Here is a 16,432-nt window from a genome sequence, read left to right as displayed (position 1 = left end):
GCCGGCCACGACGATGCCGCTGAACTGCGGCTCTCCCTAGAGTCGCTCCCATCTTGAGGAGCGACGCGATGACCCACGATCCCTACGACGCCGACCGGCCGCTGCTGATGCGCTGCGCCTGCGGCCAGCACGCCAGCGCTGCAGACCACGCCGCCGAGGTACTGCGCGCACGCAGCGAGACGGCCGACTTCGAGGCCGAATCGGCCAGCTTCGTCGAAGCCTCGTTGGTGAAGGCGCTGTTCCCGCAGGATGCGCTGCGCCGCCGCTTCCTGAGGGCCGTCGGCCGCAACACCGCGATGGCGGCCATCTCCAGCGTGCTGCCCATCGCGTCGTTGCAGGCGATGGCGCAAGGCACGACAGGCCCGCTGGAGAAGAAGGACCTGAAGATCGGCTTCATCCCCATCACCTGCGCCACGCCGCTGATCATGGCGCACCCGCTGGGCTTCTATGCCAAGCAGGGGCTGAACGTGGAGGTGGTGAAGACAGCGGGCTGGGCGTTGATCCGCGACAAGATGATCAACAAGGAGTACGACGCGACGCACTTCCTGTCGCCGATGCCGCTGGCCATCAGCCTGGGCCTGGGTGCGCCGGCCACGCCGATGAACGTGGCCACCATCCAGAACACCAACGGCCAGGCGATCACGCTCAGCGTGAAGCACAAGGACAAGCGCGACCCGGCGACGTGGAAAGGTTTCAAGTTTGCGGTGCCGTTCGAGTATTCGATGCACAACTTCCTGCTGCGCTACTACGTCGCGGAAGCGGGGTTGGACCCGGACCGCGACATCCAGATCCGCGTGGTGCCGCCGCCCGAGATGGTGGCCAACCTGCGCGCCGGCAACATCGACGGCTTTCTCGGCCCGGACCCGTTCAACCAGCGCGCTGTGTACGAGGAGGTGGGCTTCATCCACATTCTCACCAAGGAGCTGTGGAACGGCCACCCCTGCTGCGCCTTCGGCACGAGCACGGAGTTCATCCAGAAGAACCCCAATACCTTCATCGCGCTGTACCGCGCGGTGTTGACGTCGGCGGCGATGGCGCGCGAGGCCAAGAACCGCGAGCTGATCGCCAAGGTCATCGCACCGCAGGCCTATTTGAACCAGCCGGAGACCGTCATCGCCCAAGTGCTGACGGGCAAGTTTGCCGACGGCCTGGGCAACGTCAAGGTCGTGCCCGACCGCGCCGACTTCGACCCGATGCCGTGGCAGGGCATGGCCGTGTGGATGCTGACGCAGATGAAGCGCTGGGGCTACCTGAAGGGCGACGTGAACTACAAGCAGGTGGCCGAGAAGGTCTTCCTGCTGACGGACGCGCGCAAGCAGATGAAGGCGCTGGATCAGGCAGTGCCGGAGGACAAGAGCGGCGGCTATCCGAAGTTCAAGGTGATGGGCAAGGAGTTCGATCCGGCCAAGCCGGACGCCTACGTGAACAGCTTCGCCATCAAGCGGACCTGACATGCAGAAGTCCCTGAGCTTCCGTGCCGGCCTGCTGTCGCTGCTGCTGCTGATCTGCCTGCTCGGCCTGTGGCATCTCGCCACGCTGGGCAGCGGGCCGGTCGCCGCGCCGACGGCGGCCATGACGCCCGAGCAGATCGAGTACGCCAAGTTGATGGGAAAGCCGGTGGACGCGACGCCGGTGGCCGCGAAGAGCGGCTTTCCGACGCTGATGCAGATGGGCTCGGTGGCGGTGCGCCACCTGTCCGAGCCCTTCTACGACCGCGGGCCGAACGACAAGGGCATCGGTCTGCAGCTCGCTTACTCGCTGGGCCGTGTCGGCGTGGGCTATCTGCTGGCGGCGCTGGTCGCCATTCCGCTCGGCTTCGTCATCGGCATGAGCCCGCTGATCTACAAGGCGCTGGACCCGTTCATCCAGGTGCTCAAGCCCATCTCGCCGCTGGCGTGGATGCCACTGGCGCTCTACACGATCAAGGACTCGGCCGCGAGCGGCATCTTCGTCATCTTCATCTGCAGCCTGTGGCCGATGCTGATCAACACCGCCTTCGGCGTGGCCGGCGTGCGGCGGGAGTGGCTGAACGTGGCGCGCACGCTGGAGGTGAGCCCGCTGCGCCGCGCCTTCGAAGTCATCCTGCCGGCGGCGGCGCCGACCATCCTGACGGGCATGCGCATCAGCATGGGCATCGCCTGGCTCGTCATCGTCGCGGCCGAGATGCTGGTGGGCGGCACGGGCATCGGCTACTTCGTCTGGAACGAGTGGAACAACCTGAGCCTGCCGAATGTCATCTTCGCCATCCTCGTCATCGGCCTCGTGGGCATGGCGCTGGACCTGCTGTTTGCCCGCGCACAAAAAGCGGTGACCTATGCCGACTGAACTCGTTCAAGTGCAGGGCCTGGCCAAACGCTATGGCGACGCGACCGTCTTCGACAACGTCAACTTCACGCTGACCGAAGGCGAGTTCGTCTGCATCATCGGCCACAGCGGCTGCGGCAAGACGACCATCCTCAACGTGCTGGCCGGGCTGGAGCATGCGAGCGATGGCCATGTCTTCATGGCCAAGCGCGAAGTGAATGCGCCGGGGCTGGAGCGCGGCGTCGTCTTCCAGGGCCATGCGCTGATGCCGTGGCTCACCGTGCGCCAGAACATCGCCTTCGCCGTGCGCAGCAAGTGGCCCGACTGGAAGCGCGCCGAGGTTGATGCGCAGGTCGAGAAATACGTCGCCCTGGTGGGCCTCACGCCCGCGCTGGACAAGAAGCCCAGCCAGCTCTCCGGCGGCATGAAGCAGCGCGTGGGCATCGCCCGCGCCTTCGCCATCGAGCCGCGCATGCTGCTGCTGGACGAGCCCTTCGGCGCGCTCGATGCGCTGACGCGCGGCACCATCCAGGACGAGCTGCTGAAGATATGCGCCGCGACGCGGCAGACCGTCTTCATGATCACGCACGACGTGGACGAAGCCATCCTGCTCGCCGACCGCATCCTGCTGATGGCCAACGGCCCGCAGGCGCGCGTGGCCGAGATCGTCGTCAACACGATGAGCCGCGACCGGCAGCGCGCCTCGCTGCACCACGACCCGCAGTTCTATCGGATCCGCAACCACCTCGTCGACTTTCTCGTCGAGCGCAGCGCAACCCTTTCTCACGGCCGCGCGCCGGAGCATCCGCCCGAGGTTCGACCGGGCCTGGCGCAGACCGCCGAAATCGTTTCTCTCGACACCCACCCCGCCATTCACAGGAGCACCGCATGAGCCGCCTCGAAGTCACCGAAAAGATCATCGCCACCAAGGTTGCCAAAGGCATCAAGTGGGCCGACGTCGCCGCCGACATCGGCCTCAGCAAGGAATGGGTCACCGCCGGCTGCCTCGGCCAGATGACCTTCAACGACGAGCAGGCCGCCAAGCTGGCCAAGCACTTTGACCTCACCGAAGCCGAGGCCCAGTGGCTCAAGGTCGTGCCCTACAAGGGCAGCCTGCCGACCAGCGTGCCGACCGACCCGCTGATCTACCGCTTCTATGAGCTGATCAGCGTCTACGGCACGACCTTCAAGGAGCTGATCCATGAAGAATTTGGCGACGGCATCATGAGCGCCATCGACTTCAAGATGGACCTGCGGCGCGAGGCCAACCCCATGGGCGACCGCATCAGCATCGTCATGAGCGGCAAGTTCCTCCCCTACAAGACCTATTGATCATGAAGCCGCCGCTTCCGCCGTTCACGCACGAGAGTGCCGTGCAGAAGGTGCGCATGGCCGAGGACGCGTGGAACAGCCGCGACCCGGACCGCGTTGTCGGCGTCTACACGGACGACACGGTCTGGCGCAACCGCGCCGAATTCCCCGTAGGCCGCGAGCAGGTACATGCGCTGCTCACCCGCAAGTGGGCGCGCGAGCTCGATTACCGGTTGATCAAGGAGCTATGGGCATTCACAGGCAACCGCATCGCCGTGCGCTTTGCCTACGAGTGGCACGACGACTCGGGCCACTGGTTCCGCAGCTACGGCAACGAGAACTGGGAGTTCACCGATGAAGGCCTGATGAGGAGGCGCTTTGCCAGCATCAACGACCTGCCCATTGCGGAGTCGGCGCGGCTGTTCTTTTGGCCGCTGGGTCGGCGGCCGGATGACCATCCGAGCCTGAGCGAACTGGGGCTTTGAACGCCGGGCACGCGTCAATGCGTGCCGCGCAGATGCTTGCCGCTCAGGCGATCGAACCAATGGCGAGCGCGGGCGGATAGCTGCGCGTCCTGGACGACGTCATCGAACAGGCGCAGGCCGTTGGGGTCGGCCAGCACGCCGGGCTCCACCGCAATGTCGCTGCCAGCACGCTTGACCTGCAGTGCCTGGAATCGCGGCAACAGCGTGCACAGGATCACGTTGTGAGTGACGACGACGGTGCGCGCGCGTGAGGCCAGCGACTCCAGCACGCTGGCTGAAGCCGAGAGCGACTCCAGGTTGTTGGTGCCCCTGAACGGCTCGTCCACCAGCACCAGCACCTTGTCCATCGACGCCACGGCGGCCAGCACTTCCCGGCAGCGCCTCAGTTCTGCGGCGTAGAGGCTTTCGCGGTCGGCCATGGAATCGGTCGCTGTGATGGAGCTGATGACGCCGGTCACCTCGCCCGTGCAGCGCGTGCAGAAGGCGCCGCCGAACGCCCGCAGGAACAGCGCGTTGACGCCGACGGCACGCAGCAGGGTGCTCTTGCCGGCGGCGTTCTGGCCGGAGATGAAGGTGCCACCGACGTGTGCATGCAACCCGGAGAAGGCCAGAGGGCGTTCGATCCCCGGGTGCACAAGTCCTTCGAAATCCAAGGCATCGCCTGCCGCCGCCACGCCGTCCTGCGCGTCCGACCACGGAACGCCCAGTCGCTGGGGCGCCGTGGCGAGCGCGTGCTGCAGATCGACGCTTGCGCAATAAAGGTAGGCGCTGCGAATCATCTCGATGTCGTTCTCCACGCGCCGGATGTCAGCCAGCATCGTGCGGTACTCGCGGAGCATCGCAAGGTTGAGGTACTCGTTCAGCCACTCCCATTGCGACCTGCTGCGCTCGAGTGCCCGGCGCAGGGCATTGATGCGCGCAAGCGGGTGCGCATGTCGAACGGTGTTCGATGCGGCCAGCGACTCCGCCGTGGCGAGCACCGTGCAGAGCCCCGCCCTGACCATCTTCCATGACACCAGGAAGGCGTGCAGCCGGATCTGTGCATAGGCCATGACTGCCATTGCCGCGGCCACGGCCAGCCAGCCCGCCGGCACCGAACCCGACGCCACCAGCACGATGCCAGAGAGCAGCAGCAGGGGCATGACATACAGGTGATTGGCCCAGGCCGGCGTCGGATAGCGGGCGCCGAGGAAGAGGAAAGGCAGCGGGTCGTGAGGTGAATGACGAAGCGGCTCCAGCAGCGGTTCCAGCGCGTCGGCATGGCGTCGCACATCGGCCTTCATGGCGGCGATGTCGCCTCGCTGCGTCTCGGCAGTTCCGTTGACAAGGGCCGCGTAGCCCGCGTAGTGACCGGCCTTGGAGCACGGTTCAAACACTGACTGCGTCGCGGCCTGCAGCTCCAGATCATCGACGGTCTGCATGTCGATGCGGCGGCCGGAGGCATTGGCATCTTGCCGGGCGAACTGCTCCAGGTGCTGGCGGCTGGGCGGCAGCGCCTTCACCGGTGCGGCGGGCGCGGCCCTGGAGAACAACTGGCGCGCAAAGCGCCGTTCGCTGGCCAGTTCAGCGCGGTAGCCCGACAGGTTCATCGCCTCCCATCCCCGGTTTTGTAGTTCGATTGAACCGCGAGGTCGGGGCCGTGCCGTCGATCTAAACCCCAGCCCTTAAAATTTGATCGCCGGCGCGTCCAGCGGCGGTCAGGCGCGCACCGCCAGCATCACTGCGTAGGCCTTGAACACCGCCGTCGCGGCTTGGCCCGCGGCCAGCGCGAGTCCATCGACCGCATCGTTGGTGACGCTCGCTGTCACGACCGCCCCGCCTGGCAGCGTGAGCCCGATGAGCGATGACACGGCGCCGCGCTCCACGCGCGACACGGTGCCGGCGAGCTGGTTGCGTGCCGACAGCCTGTAGCCACCGAAGTCGGTCACCAGCACGACTTCGCTGGACTTCACGAGCGCTAGCGCCTCCTGGCCTTTCTTCACCTTCAGCTCCTGTGCGGCTTCGGTGGTCAGCGAGGCGGTGACCTCCTGGCCGCCGTCCAATGCGACACGCACCGTCGTCGTCGACGGGCCCGGGTTGACGCTTGCGATACGACCGAAGAACTGGTTGCGGGCGGTGGTTTTCATGCTCATCCTTTTCAGCAGTGCGTCGAGCGCCGGTTGCGTGGCCAGCCAGGCGGCCTGTTCATGCAGGAAGGCGGCGTGGCGCGTCTGCAGTTCGCGCCAGGCGACCAGCAAGGCCCGACCCTCGGCCGTCAGCATCGTGCCGCCGCCGCCGCTGCCGCCGGCCGACTTGTCTACCAGCGGCGCATGCGTCAGCGCGGTGGCCGCATCCAGCACCAGCCAGGCGCCCTTGTAGCTGTAGCCCGCGGCCTTGGCGGCCTTCTGCAGCGAGCCGGTCAGGGCCAGCGCGGCCAGCAAATCGAAGAAGCGACCATCGAGCCGTCCGGCCAGGCGAAGGTCGCCCTGCAGCAGCGGGTGGTCGGAGGTGGTCATGCCAGGCGCGCTCGCAGATCGTCGCGGCCGGCGATCAGGCGCTCCGTCACGCGCCCGCCGTCGAAGAGGTAGACCTCGTCGGCCAGTGCGACCACGTCGTCTGCATCGTGGCTGACCATCACCGCCGGAATGCCCCATTGCGCCCGCACGCGCTTCAGCTCATCGCGCAGTTCGCGGCGCAGCGCGCTGTGCAGCGCGGCGAAGGGCTCGTCCAGCAGCAGCACCTGTGGGTTGCAGGCGAGTGCCCGCGCCAGGGCCACGCGTTGCTGCTGGCCGCCCGAGAGCGTGGCCGGCTTGCTGCGCACCAAGGCGGCGAGGCCGAAGGTTTCGATCAGCTCATCCACGCGCGCTGCGTCTTCTGCCTTGAGCCTGCGGCGCCAGCTCGTCAGCCCGAAGGCGATGTTGTCGCGCACGCTGAGGTGGGGGAAGAGGGCGTAGTGCTGGAACAGATAGCCCACGCCGCGGGCCTCGGGCGGCAGCGCTATGCCGGCGGCCGTGTCCATCAGCGCGCGGCCGTTCAGCCTCACATGGCCAGCGCGTACCGGCAGCAGCCCGGCCAGAGCCTGAAGCGTCAGCGACTTGCCGGCGCCGGAGGGGCCGTACAGCGCGACAAAGGGCGCGTCGGTCGCGAAGGCGATGTCCAGGTCGAAGCGACGGCGCGTGTCGCTGACTGAGAGATTGAGCGCAATATCGATCAAGGCTTACCGAAGCCGTACTTGGCGAGGATGGCCTGCGCCTCACTGCTGCCGAGGAATGTCACGAAGTCCCGCGCCAGTACCGCCTGCCGGCTGTCCGCCACCACGGCGGCCGGGTAGGCGACCGGCGCATGGCCGCTCACCGTCATGGCAATGACGACCTTGCCCCTGGCCAGCTCGGCATCGGTGCGGTAGACAAAGCCTGCGTCGACTTCGCCGCGGGACACGTAGTCCAGCACCTGGCGCACGTTGTCGGCAAACACGAGCCTGGCTTGCAGCGGCGCCCAGAGCTGCGCACTTTCCAGCGCCTGCTGGGTGTAGCGGCCCACGGGCACGGAGGCGACCTTGCCGACGGCGATGCGCTTCACGCTCGCCAGCGCCAGGTCGCGCATGGTCTTGACGGGGCTGCCCGGCGGTGTGACCAGCACCAGCGTGTTGCTTGCGAAGTCGCGCCGCGTGTCGGTGGCGAGGAGCTTCTGCTCGGCAGCGCGGTTCATGGTCTCCTGATCGGCGCTGGCGAACACGTCCACCGGCGCGCCCTGGGCGATCTGCTGCAGCAGCACGCCCGAGGCCGCAAAGTTGAAGCGCACGGTGGCTCCGGGCTTGCTGGCCTCGAAGCGCGGCCCGATTTCCTTGAAGGCGTCCGTCAGGCTGGCGGCGGCCGAGACGGTGAGTTGCTGGGCCGAGGCCAGCAGGGGCAGGGCGGCCAGCAGGAGCAGCAGTGGTTTCATGAGGGTGTGCGTTGCAGGAAGCGGTTGGACAGCAGCAGGATGGCCACCGATACCGCCGACACGACCAGCGCCAGCATCAGCGCCAGATCGTCATGCCCGGCCTGCACGGCGTCGTAGATGGCCATGGACGCCGTCTGCGTCTGCCCCGGGATGGAGCCGGCCACCATCAGCGAGGCGCCGAACTCGCCCATCGCACGGGCGAAGGCCAGCAGCGTGCCGGCCAGGATGCCGGGCCAGGCCAGCGGCAGCGTCACGCGCACGAAGGTGCTCCAGCGCGACTGGCGCAGCGTGCGGGCGGCCGCCTCCAGGTTGCGGTCCACCTGGCTGAACGCGCTGCTTGCGCCCTTCAGCACCAGCGGCAGGGCGACCAGCGTGGAGGCGATGACCGCGCCATGCCAGTTGAAGATGACGGTGTAGTCGAAGTGCTCGCGCAGCCAGCCGCCCAGGGCGCTGCGCCGGCCCATGAGCACCAGGATGCCGTAGCCCAGCACGGTGGGCGGCAGCACCAGCGGCAGCATGCAGACGGCCTCCAGCAGGCCGCGCCCCGGCAGCCGCGTGCGGGCGAACACCCAACCCAGCGCGACACCCAACAGCAGGGCGAGCAAGGTGGCGACGGCGGCCACGCGCAGCGTCAGGGCGAGCGGCGCGGCGTCGAACTGGCTCCAGAGATCGGCAGGCATGGAGGCGTAATGTAATCAACTACATCACGACTCTGTCGGCATTGGCGGACGCCAGCGCGGGCATGCCCGGAGAACTATGCTGACTGCTCACGCCATGGACCTGCTGATCGAACTCTTCTCCCGCCACGGCCTGTTTGCCGTGGCCGCTGCCGTGCTGCTGCATCAGTTGGGCGCGCCGCTTCCATCCACGCCGCTGTTGCTGCTGCTGGGCGCCGAGTCGGCCTCGCGAGACGGCTTCGCGCTGCGCGCCTTCGCTGCCGTGACCGGCGCCGCGATGGTGGCCAATGTGGTTTGGTTCTGGGCCGGCCGGCGCCTGGGCCGGCGCGTGCTGGCGGCGCTGTGCCGCATCTCCATCTCGCCGGACAGCTGCGTGCGCCAGAACGAGATCAGCTTCGCCCGGCGTGGCGCGCTGACGCTGCTGATCGCCAAGTTCGTGCCCGGGCTGTCCATGGTGGCGCCGCCGCTGGCCGGTGCGCTGGGCATGACGGCGGGGCGCTTCCTGACCTGGAACCTGCTCGGCTCCGCGCTTTGGGCCGCCGCAGGCCTGGCGGCCGGCCGCGTCTTCCACGCCCAGATCGGCGAGCTGCTGCGCGAGCTGAGCAGGCTGGGCGGCGCGGCAATCGCGCTGGGCGTGGCGGCCGTGGCTGCCTATCTGGCCTGGCGGCTGTGGCGGCGCCTGCGGGTGCGGCGGGAGCTGGGTCGCCTGGAGCGCCTCGGCCCCGCCGAAGTGATGGCCTTGCGGCAGCAGGGCTGCGACATCGTCTTCGTCGACGTTCGTGGCGGGCCGCCCGACAGCCGCATCCCAGGTGCGCGCCATCTCGATCTCGGCGCCCTGAGCGATGCCGCATTGGCCGATTGGCCGGCCGAGGCCGAGTTCATCACCTACTGCGCCTGCCCCAACGATGTCTCGGCCGCGCACGCGGCGCGGTGGCTTAAGGCGAGGGGCCACCACGCGCGCGTGCTGCGCGGGGGCGTAGAAGCCTGGACGCAGGCCGGGCTGGCTCTGGAAAGCAACTGAGCTTTCGGGCGGGCGCTCAAGGCGCTCATTTCGTGCGGGATGTCGCGAGCCGGCTGGCCCTCACCGCCCGGAGATGCGTGTTTACCCTAAAATAGGGTTTACCCGATAAAAACCGGGCCACAAGCCCAGATCAAAGACCATGAGCCTCATCGAGAAACTCTTCCGCTCCCTCCGCAACGTGCTGGCGGCCGACACGATGGCAGACGTCGAGGAGCGTTTCCTGTCCGACGCCACGGACCACGCCGACCTCGAGCGCCGCATCGCGATCCAGTCGCGCGCCCATGCCATGACGCCGCTGAACATCGGCCGCTGATCGGCCACTGACTGGCTTCGCCCGCGCGCTTCGTTTCGCGCATTGCTGACGGCCCCGAGAGGGGCCGTTGGTGTTTGTGGCGGTGATGTGTCCTGGCGAATTTCCGGTCGTCAGCCATGTCCGACAGCGGGCCGGGTCCGCAGCCGATGCCGTCGCCCGCCCGCAGCGGCGAGAGTCGGAACAAGGCTCGGCGAACCGCCGGGCTTCGGAAAGGACAACAAGATGGCTGAACTGCACACCCCCCTGCGCCTGGACGAGTCCGCGCTGAAGGCTGCTCGAAGCGACCTTGACGACGGCGCCGTCACCCCCGCCTACGGCCCCTGGCGCGACGACATCGTCGCCTTGCTGAATGGCGCGCTGGCCACCGAGCTGACCTGCGTGCTGCGCTATCGCCGCCATCACTTCATGGCCAGCGGGCTGGAGTCGCCGACCATCGCCAAAGAGTTCATGGTTCATGCCAACGCCGAACTTGGCCATGCCGACCGCCTGGCCGAGCGCATCGTGCAATTGGGCGGCGAGCCGGACTTCAACCCGGTTGGCCTGCTGGACCGCAGCCACGCCGATTACGACGCGGTCAACGACCTCAAGGGAATGATCCGCGCCAACCTCATCGCCGAGCGCGTCGCCGTCGAGACCTACCGCCAGATGATCAAGCTCATCGCCGACAAGGACTCCACGACCCGCCGGCTGCTCGAAGACATCCTCGCCGATGAGGAAGAGCATGCCGACGAGCTGAAGGACTGGATGACCCGCGCCTGAGCGCCCACTGCTGAGGAGACCGTCATGAGACTCTTTGCCAAGAAGCCCGTACCCCGTTCGCTGCTGAACCCCGATGGAAGCCTGCGCGTGGCCGACACCGCGCCCCGGCCGCACAAGGTGGTGGTGGTTGAGCCCAGGCCGAGGAGCCGCGTGCTGCCCTGGCTGCTGGCGCTGGGTGTCGGCGCGGCCATCGCGATGGTGGCGGTGGTGGCGATGCAGGACCCGCGCTCCGTCGGCACCCAGCTTGACGACGCCGTGGCCAACGTCAAGGACGTCGGCACCCAGGCGGAGCAGACCGTCATCGACTCGCAGAACGCTGCTGCGGACGCCTCGCGCAGCGCGGTGAATGGGGTCGGCACGGCCGTCGCCGACGCCGGCATCACGACCAAGGTCAAGGCCGCGCTGGCGGTGGACCCGGCCCTGAGTGCCTCGCGCATCGAGGTGCAGACCGACAACGGCATCGTGCGTCTGGACGGCCCCGCCCCCGACGCCGCCGCCAAGGCCCGCGCGACCGTGCTGGCCGGTGCGCCGCAGGGCGTGCGTGGCGTGGACAACCGGCTGGCCCTGCCGCAGCCCGGCGCTGTCGTTGCAACCGCAGCGGAACCTGCTGCGCCGGTCACGCCGCGCTGATCGGACACTGAGCCTGCGCTCATCCTGCTGAGAGTTCGAGGCCGCCCCGCCGTGGGCGGCCTTGGCGTTCCTAAACTGCGCCGACTCTTTCCCGAGCAGGATTCCCATGCCGTTCTCCCAGGCCTACCGGCTGTTGCTGCGTGCCTTCACCGCGCTCGTGCCCGCGTTCGCAGCGATGCCGTCCGGCGCCGATACGGCCGCCATCGGCAAGCGCTACTTCGACAGCAACTGCGCGATGTGCCACACGGTCTCGCCCGACCAGCGCGCGCTGATGGGGCCGGGCCTGTTCAACGTCCCGGGCCGCAGGATCGGTGGCGTGCCGGGCTTTGGCTATTCCGCCGCGCTCGCGAAGTTGGGCGCCCTCAACAAGGTGTGGACCCAGGCCGAGCTGGACCGCTTCCTGCGCGACCCAGCCCTGTTCGCGCCGGGCACGTCCATGCCCATCAGCGTGCCTGACAAGACCCAGCGGGCGGCGCTGGTCAGCTACCTGGCCGCGCAGACGGGCCAAGCCAAGCCGGGCGCGACGGTCGCACCCGCTGCGGCTGCAGGCGACACGCGTGGCAGCTGGACCGAGGACGCGCCAGGTCGCATCCATGAACTGAAAGCCGCCGACCTGGACAAGCCCTACGCCACCGAGAGCGCCAGCAACGGGCCGCGCACCGTGCCGCGCCCGGAAGGCGTGCTGCCGGCGGTGCCCGAAGGCTTCAAGGTCAATCTGTGGGCCAAGGACCCGGACCGTGGCCGCGTCATGGTGAAGGCACCGAATGGCGACATCTTCATCTCGTCCACGCCCAAGCGCCTGGTCAAGGTGTTCCGCTCGGCCAACGGCGAGACGGCGACCGAGGTCAGCACCTTTGCCGCCGGCATGGACCGGCCCTTCGGCATGGCCTTCTGGCCCGTCGGACCGAATCCGCAGTACCTGTACGTGGCCTTCGTCAACGCCATCGTCCGCTATCCGTACAAGAACGGCGACCTGGTGGCCACAGCCGAGCCCGAGGTGGTCGTGCCCAAGCTGACCGCTGCCGTCGGCGCGCACTCGTCGCGCACGCTGGCCTTCTCGGCGGACGGCAAGACGATGTTCCTCTCCATCGGCTCAGCCACCAACGTCGCCGACGGCATGCCGGCCGCGCCGCCAGAGCCGGTCGCGCAGTGGGAAGCGAAGCAGGGCGTCGGCGCCGCCTGGGGAGGCGAGCTGGACCACGCGCTCGTCATCGCCTTCGACCCTGACGGCAAGAACAAGCGCACCTTCGCCACCGGCCTGCGCAACTGCGTCGGCATGTATCTGCACCCGCGCACGGGCGACTTGATCTGCAGCGTCAACGAGCGCGACCTGCTGGGCGACAACCTGCCGCCCGACTACCTGACGCGCGTGAAACCTGGCGCCTTCTACGGCTGGCCCTGGTACTACATCGGCGCCAACGAAGACCCGCGCCTGAAGGGTCTGCGGCCCGACCTGAAGGACAAGGTGACGGCGCCCGACCTGCTGATCACTGCGCACTCGGCGCCGCTCGGCATGGTCATGTACGCCGCTCCGAAAGGTGCGCGTGCTGCCTTCCCGGCCGCCTACGACGGCGAGCTGTTCCTGGCGCTGCACGGCTCCTGGAACCGCCACACCCGCACGGGTTCCAAGGTCGTGCGCGTGTTCATGAAGGATGGCGTGCCCACGGGCCGATACCAGGATTTCATGACCGGCTTCGTCGTCAGCGACCAGGAGGTCTGGGGCCGCCCGAGCGCGGTGGTGGTGCAGGACGACGGCTCACTGCTGGTGGACGACGACGTGACGGGCGAGATCTGGCGCGTGGCGCCGAAGTAGGGCCTGCTGCCGTAGCGTTGGCAGGCTCTTCGCCCGGCAATTTTTCTCGCTTGGCCGGCGCTTCTTGTAAGCGCGGCCTGCATCAGGGCAGAAGTGCTTCATCCGCACTTGGCGTGGGCGGCGCGTCCATCAATGATTCGGATCGAGATCCCCCGACTCCGAAGCCACACCCCATGGACAGCGCCAGCAACACCCCACGCCCCGATCTGCGTCAGAAATTCATCATCGCGGGCGTCGCCGTCCTGCTGCTGCTGGCGCTGCTTGCGCTGGACCTGCTGCAGACGCGCACCGCCACCGAGGTGCAGGCCCGCCGCAGCGCCACCGCCCAGGTGTTCGAGCGCGCGCCCGAGCAGTGGCTCGCCCACCCTCGCGAGGCGTCCGAATTTGAGCGCGCCGTGCAGGCGCGTGAAGTCGCGGCCGTCGGCATCGAGGGCCGCCTGGTGCTCTACACCGACCGCGGCGGCCGCCACTTCTCCACCCACCTCATCGACTGCGGCCTGACCTGCAAGAGCGACATCGCCTCGCGCCTCGGCGAGTTGAGCGTGGCCCAGGGCTTCGCGCTGACCGACATCGACGTCGACGCCCGCACCACCGGCCAACGCTGGAGCCAGTCGCTGGACAAGGCCGTCACCGTGGCTTCGCCGCTGCTGGTCATCGTGCTTGTCGTCGGCCTGCTGCTCTATGTGCAGATGCGCGGCCCGATCGGCCCGCGCACCCGCCTGGCCGACAAGCCCAAGACCCGCTTCGACGATGTCATCGGCGCCGACGAGGCCAAGAAGGCCCTCAAGCGCGTGGCCGCCTTCATGAAGGACCCCAAGCAATACGCTGCCGTCGGCGCCAAGGCGCCGCGCGGCGTGCTGCTCGACGGCCCGCCCGGCACCGGCAAGACGCTGCTCGCCAAGGCCCTGGCCGGCGAGTGCGGTGCCAGCTTCATCAGCGTGGACGGTTCCTACTTCAGCTCCATGTTCTACGGCGCCGGCATCGGCAAGGTGAAGGAGCTTTTCAAGCGCGCCCGCGACGCTGCGCCCTGCATCATCTTCATCGACGAGATCGACGGCATCGGCCGCCGCAGCAGCGGCAAGGACTCGCCCGGCGGCGGCGAGCAGGAGCAAAACCGCATCATCAACCGCCTGCTGGTGGAGATGGACGGCTTCTCCGCGCTGGAGAACGTCGTCGTCATCGGCGCCACCAACCACGTCGACAACGTCGACATCGCGATGCGCCGCCCGGGTCGTTTCGACCTCATCGTGCGCACGTCTCTTCCCACCACGCCCGAGCGCGAGAAGCTGTTTGGCCTCTACCTCGGCCAGGTGAAGGCGGCGGCCGGCATGGACCTGCCGTCGATTGCGCGCACCGCCACGGGCATGTCGCCGGCCGACATCGCCAACTGCGTGAACCGCGCCGCCGCCTACGCGGCCGAAGCCGGAGAAACGCTGGTCAGCGAGGAGCGGGTCTACCAGTCGCTCGAGACGCATCAGCTCGGTGGCGAGGTGACCAACACCAAGGACATCATCACGCCCGAGACGCTGCGCCGCATCGCCTTCCATGAGTCCGGCCATGCGCTGGTGGCCCACGTGCTCGAGGCCGGCAGCGTCGAGCGCGTCAGCATCGAGCCGCGCGGCCCGGCCCTGGGCGTGACCTACGTGGCGCGCAATCACGAGGAGCCGCTGTACGGCGAGCGCGAGCTGCGCTCCCGCCTGGCGATGATGCTGGCCGGCCGCGAGGCTGAAATGATGGCCTTCGGCAACGCCTCCTCCGGCGCGGCGGACGACCTCAAGCGCGCTTCCGAGCTGGCCACGTCCATGATCGGCTCCTACGGCTTCGGCAAGACCTTCGGCCTGCTCAGCATGGCCGGTGTGCCGCGCGAACTGATCGGGCCCGACGTGCAGAAATCGCTGCTCGACGAAGCGCGTGCGCTGCTCGAAAGCGCGCAAGCCGAATGCCGCCGCGTGCTGGAAGAAAAGAGCGACCGGCTCCGCACGCTGGCCGAGATGCTGCTGGGCCACGAGACCGTCAGCGGCGCGCCGCTCAAGCGCGTGCTGTCGGGCGAGCCGGCCTGACGCCGTCGCATCCTGCCGGCTGACAGGCCGCAGGCCGCCTGCCGCTTAGGCTGTGGGCGTGAAGGTCGCCACCTGGAACATCAACAACGTCGTCAAGCGGCTCGATCTGCTCGTCGACTGGCTGGGCCGCAGCCGGCCTGACGTCGTAGCGCTTCAGGAACTGAAGGCGACCCCTGAGGCCTTCCCTGCCGACGCGCTGCGAGAAGCGGGCTACGAGTCGCTCGTGGTGGGGCAAAAGACCTGGAACGGCGTCGCGCTGCTGGCGCGTGACCTCGCGATGCTGCCCGTTGCAACCGCGCTGCCTGGCGACGCCAGGGACAAGGAGGCGCGCTACGTCGAAGCCGCCATCGGCGGCGTGCTCTTCGCGGGCCTCTACCTGCCCAACGGCAACCCGCAGCCCGGGCCGAAGTTCGACTACAAGCTGCGCTGGTTCGAGCGCCTGCGTCAGCGCGCCGCCGCGCTGTGGGCCACCGGCGCACCGGTCGTGTTGATGGGCGACTGGAACGTCGTGCCGACCGACGCCGACATCTACAAGCCCGACACGTGGCGCGACAACGCGCTGCTGCAGCCCGGGGCGCGGCAAGTCTTTGCCGACGTGCTGGCGCAGGGCTGGACAGACGCGCTGCAGGCCACGCATCCGCGGAAGCCGCCCTTCACCTTCTGGGACTACCGCCGCCGTCGCTGGGAGCGCGACGCGGGGCTGCGCATCGACCACATCCTCGCCAGCGCGGCGCTGGAGGTCGTGGCCGCCGGCGTGGACCGCGAGGAGCGCGGGAAAAGCGGGAAGGGCCAGCCCAGCGACCATGCGCCGGTGTGGGCCGAGCTTCGCATCAAGGCTGCGAGCAAGCCCCCTAGAAAGCGCTGACGCGCTGTAACCAGCACGCCGTCCTACAACGCCGGCGCCGTAGCGACGGCAATCTCGCGGCAGTGTTCAACATCACCGCCTGACCCGGAGGACTTCCATGCCTGACGAACTGACGATGCACGGCAACCGCATCAGCATCACCGAAGAGCACGACGTGCGCAGCTGGTGCGACTCACTCGGAGTCACCGAGGAGCAGTTGCGGATTGCGGTGGCCGCGGTGGGCGACGAAGCGGACGAGGTTCGCGGGCACCTGGGGCGCCCTGCAAACTGAGC

18 protein-coding genes are annotated in these 16,432 nt (G+C 68.3%); 13 read left to right on the top strand and 5 right to left on the bottom strand.

The window, feature by feature from the left end; genetic code table 11:
• Positions 1-68: 68 nt before the first annotated feature.
• The 5 genes from AC0IZJ_RS16265 to AC0IZJ_RS16245 are packed head-to-tail and all read left to right on the top strand — an operon-like array spanning position 69 to position 4,100.
• On the top strand, positions 69-1,451 hold the full coding sequence (locus tag AC0IZJ_RS16265) for a CmpA/NrtA family ABC transporter substrate-binding protein (protein ID WP_471851731.1): 1,383 nt from the start codon (positions 69-71) through the stop codon (positions 1,449-1,451).
• 1 nt (position 1,452) lies between these two features.
• A complete protein-coding gene (gene ntrB, locus AC0IZJ_RS16260) occupies positions 1,453-2,325 on the top strand; it encodes a nitrate ABC transporter permease (protein ID WP_471851729.1) in 873 nt (290 codons plus the stop codon).
• A complete protein-coding gene (locus AC0IZJ_RS16255; protein WP_471851727.1) occupies positions 2,315-3,196 on the top strand; it encodes an ABC transporter ATP-binding protein in 882 nt (293 codons plus the stop codon). The genes ntrB and AC0IZJ_RS16255 overlap by 11 nt, the downstream gene beginning before the upstream one ends.
• A complete protein-coding gene (gene cynS, locus AC0IZJ_RS16250; protein WP_471851725.1) occupies positions 3,193-3,636 on the top strand; it encodes a cyanase in 444 nt (147 codons plus the stop codon). Before AC0IZJ_RS16255 ends, cynS begins: the two co-directional genes overlap by 4 nt.
• Entirely contained in the window at positions 3,633-4,100 is a 468-nt protein-coding gene (locus AC0IZJ_RS16245) for a nuclear transport factor 2 family protein (RefSeq protein WP_471851724.1), read from the top strand. Before cynS ends, AC0IZJ_RS16245 begins: the two co-directional genes overlap by 4 nt.
• A gap of 14 nt (positions 4,101-4,114) precedes the next feature.
• Here AC0IZJ_RS16245 and AC0IZJ_RS16240 read toward each other — a convergent pair whose 3' ends face one another.
• The 5 genes from AC0IZJ_RS16240 to modB form a co-directional block, all read right to left on the bottom strand.
• Entirely contained in the window at positions 4,115-5,689 is a 1,575-nt protein-coding gene (locus AC0IZJ_RS16240; RefSeq protein WP_471851722.1) for a MutS-related protein, read from the bottom strand.
• A 108-nt stretch (positions 5,690-5,797) separates the two neighbouring features.
• Positions 5,798-6,595, bottom strand: a complete 798-nt coding sequence (locus AC0IZJ_RS16235) for a TOBE domain-containing protein (protein ID WP_471851720.1) — start codon at positions 6,593-6,595, stop codon at positions 5,798-5,800.
• Complete coding sequence (locus tag AC0IZJ_RS16230) at positions 6,592-7,293, bottom strand: ABC transporter ATP-binding protein (protein ID WP_471851718.1); 702 nt, start codon at positions 7,291-7,293, stop codon at positions 6,592-6,594. Before AC0IZJ_RS16230 ends, AC0IZJ_RS16235 begins: the two co-directional genes overlap by 4 nt.
• Positions 7,290-8,021, bottom strand: a complete 732-nt coding sequence (modA, locus tag AC0IZJ_RS16225; RefSeq protein WP_471851716.1) for a molybdate ABC transporter substrate-binding protein — start codon at positions 8,019-8,021, stop codon at positions 7,290-7,292. The genes AC0IZJ_RS16230 and modA overlap by 4 nt, the downstream gene beginning before the upstream one ends.
• Positions 8,018-8,701 carry a molybdate ABC transporter permease subunit gene (gene modB, locus AC0IZJ_RS16220; RefSeq protein WP_471851714.1) on the bottom strand — a complete coding sequence of 228 codons (684 nt, stop codon included), beginning with the start codon at positions 8,699-8,701 and terminating at the stop codon, positions 8,018-8,020. Before modB ends, modA begins: the two co-directional genes overlap by 4 nt.
• A 94-nt stretch (positions 8,702-8,795) precedes the next feature.
• Between modB and AC0IZJ_RS16215 the strand changes: the two genes are divergently transcribed.
• The 8 genes from AC0IZJ_RS16215 to AC0IZJ_RS16180 all read left to right on the top strand — a co-directional run bounded on the left by AC0IZJ_RS16215 (position 8,796) and on the right by AC0IZJ_RS16180 (position 16,430).
• A complete protein-coding gene (locus AC0IZJ_RS16215) occupies positions 8,796-9,719 on the top strand; it encodes a VTT domain-containing protein (protein ID WP_471851712.1) in 924 nt (307 codons plus the stop codon).
• A gap of 139 nt (positions 9,720-9,858) precedes the next feature.
• Positions 9,859-10,032 (top strand): hypothetical protein, encoded by a 174-nt coding sequence (locus tag AC0IZJ_RS16210; RefSeq protein ID WP_471851710.1) that lies wholly within the window; start codon positions 9,859-9,861, stop codon positions 10,030-10,032.
• A gap of 222 nt (positions 10,033-10,254) precedes the next feature.
• Positions 10,255-10,791, top strand: a complete 537-nt coding sequence (locus tag AC0IZJ_RS16205; protein ID WP_471851708.1) for a ferritin-like domain-containing protein — start codon at positions 10,255-10,257, stop codon at positions 10,789-10,791.
• A gap of 24 nt (positions 10,792-10,815) precedes the next feature.
• A complete protein-coding gene (locus tag AC0IZJ_RS16200) occupies positions 10,816-11,421 on the top strand; it encodes a BON domain-containing protein (protein WP_471851706.1) in 606 nt (201 codons plus the stop codon).
• Positions 11,422-11,527: 106 nt separating this feature from the next.
• A complete protein-coding gene (locus AC0IZJ_RS16195; protein ID WP_471851704.1) occupies positions 11,528-13,234 on the top strand; it encodes a PQQ-dependent sugar dehydrogenase in 1,707 nt (568 codons plus the stop codon).
• Between the two features lie 173 nt (positions 13,235-13,407).
• Positions 13,408-15,294: an AAA family ATPase gene (locus AC0IZJ_RS16190; protein ID WP_471851702.1), complete on the top strand. Its 1,887-nt coding sequence runs from the start codon at positions 13,408-13,410 to the stop codon at positions 15,292-15,294.
• Between the two features lie 58 nt (positions 15,295-15,352).
• Entirely contained in the window at positions 15,353-16,159 is an 807-nt protein-coding gene (locus tag AC0IZJ_RS16185) for an exodeoxyribonuclease III (protein WP_471851700.1), read from the top strand.
• 97 nt (positions 16,160-16,256) lie between these two features.
• The gene (locus tag AC0IZJ_RS16180) at positions 16,257-16,430 is read left to right on the top strand and encodes a DUF3606 domain-containing protein (RefSeq protein ID WP_471851697.1); all 174 of its coding nucleotides are present in this window, start codon (positions 16,257-16,259) and stop codon (positions 16,428-16,430) included.
• Positions 16,431-16,432 lie beyond the last annotated feature (2 nt).

It is taken from the genome of Roseateles sp. AC306, from assembly GCF_979253795.1.
Note: the sequence above shows the minus strand (reverse complement) of the source record. Positions and strands in the feature narration are given on the sequence as shown.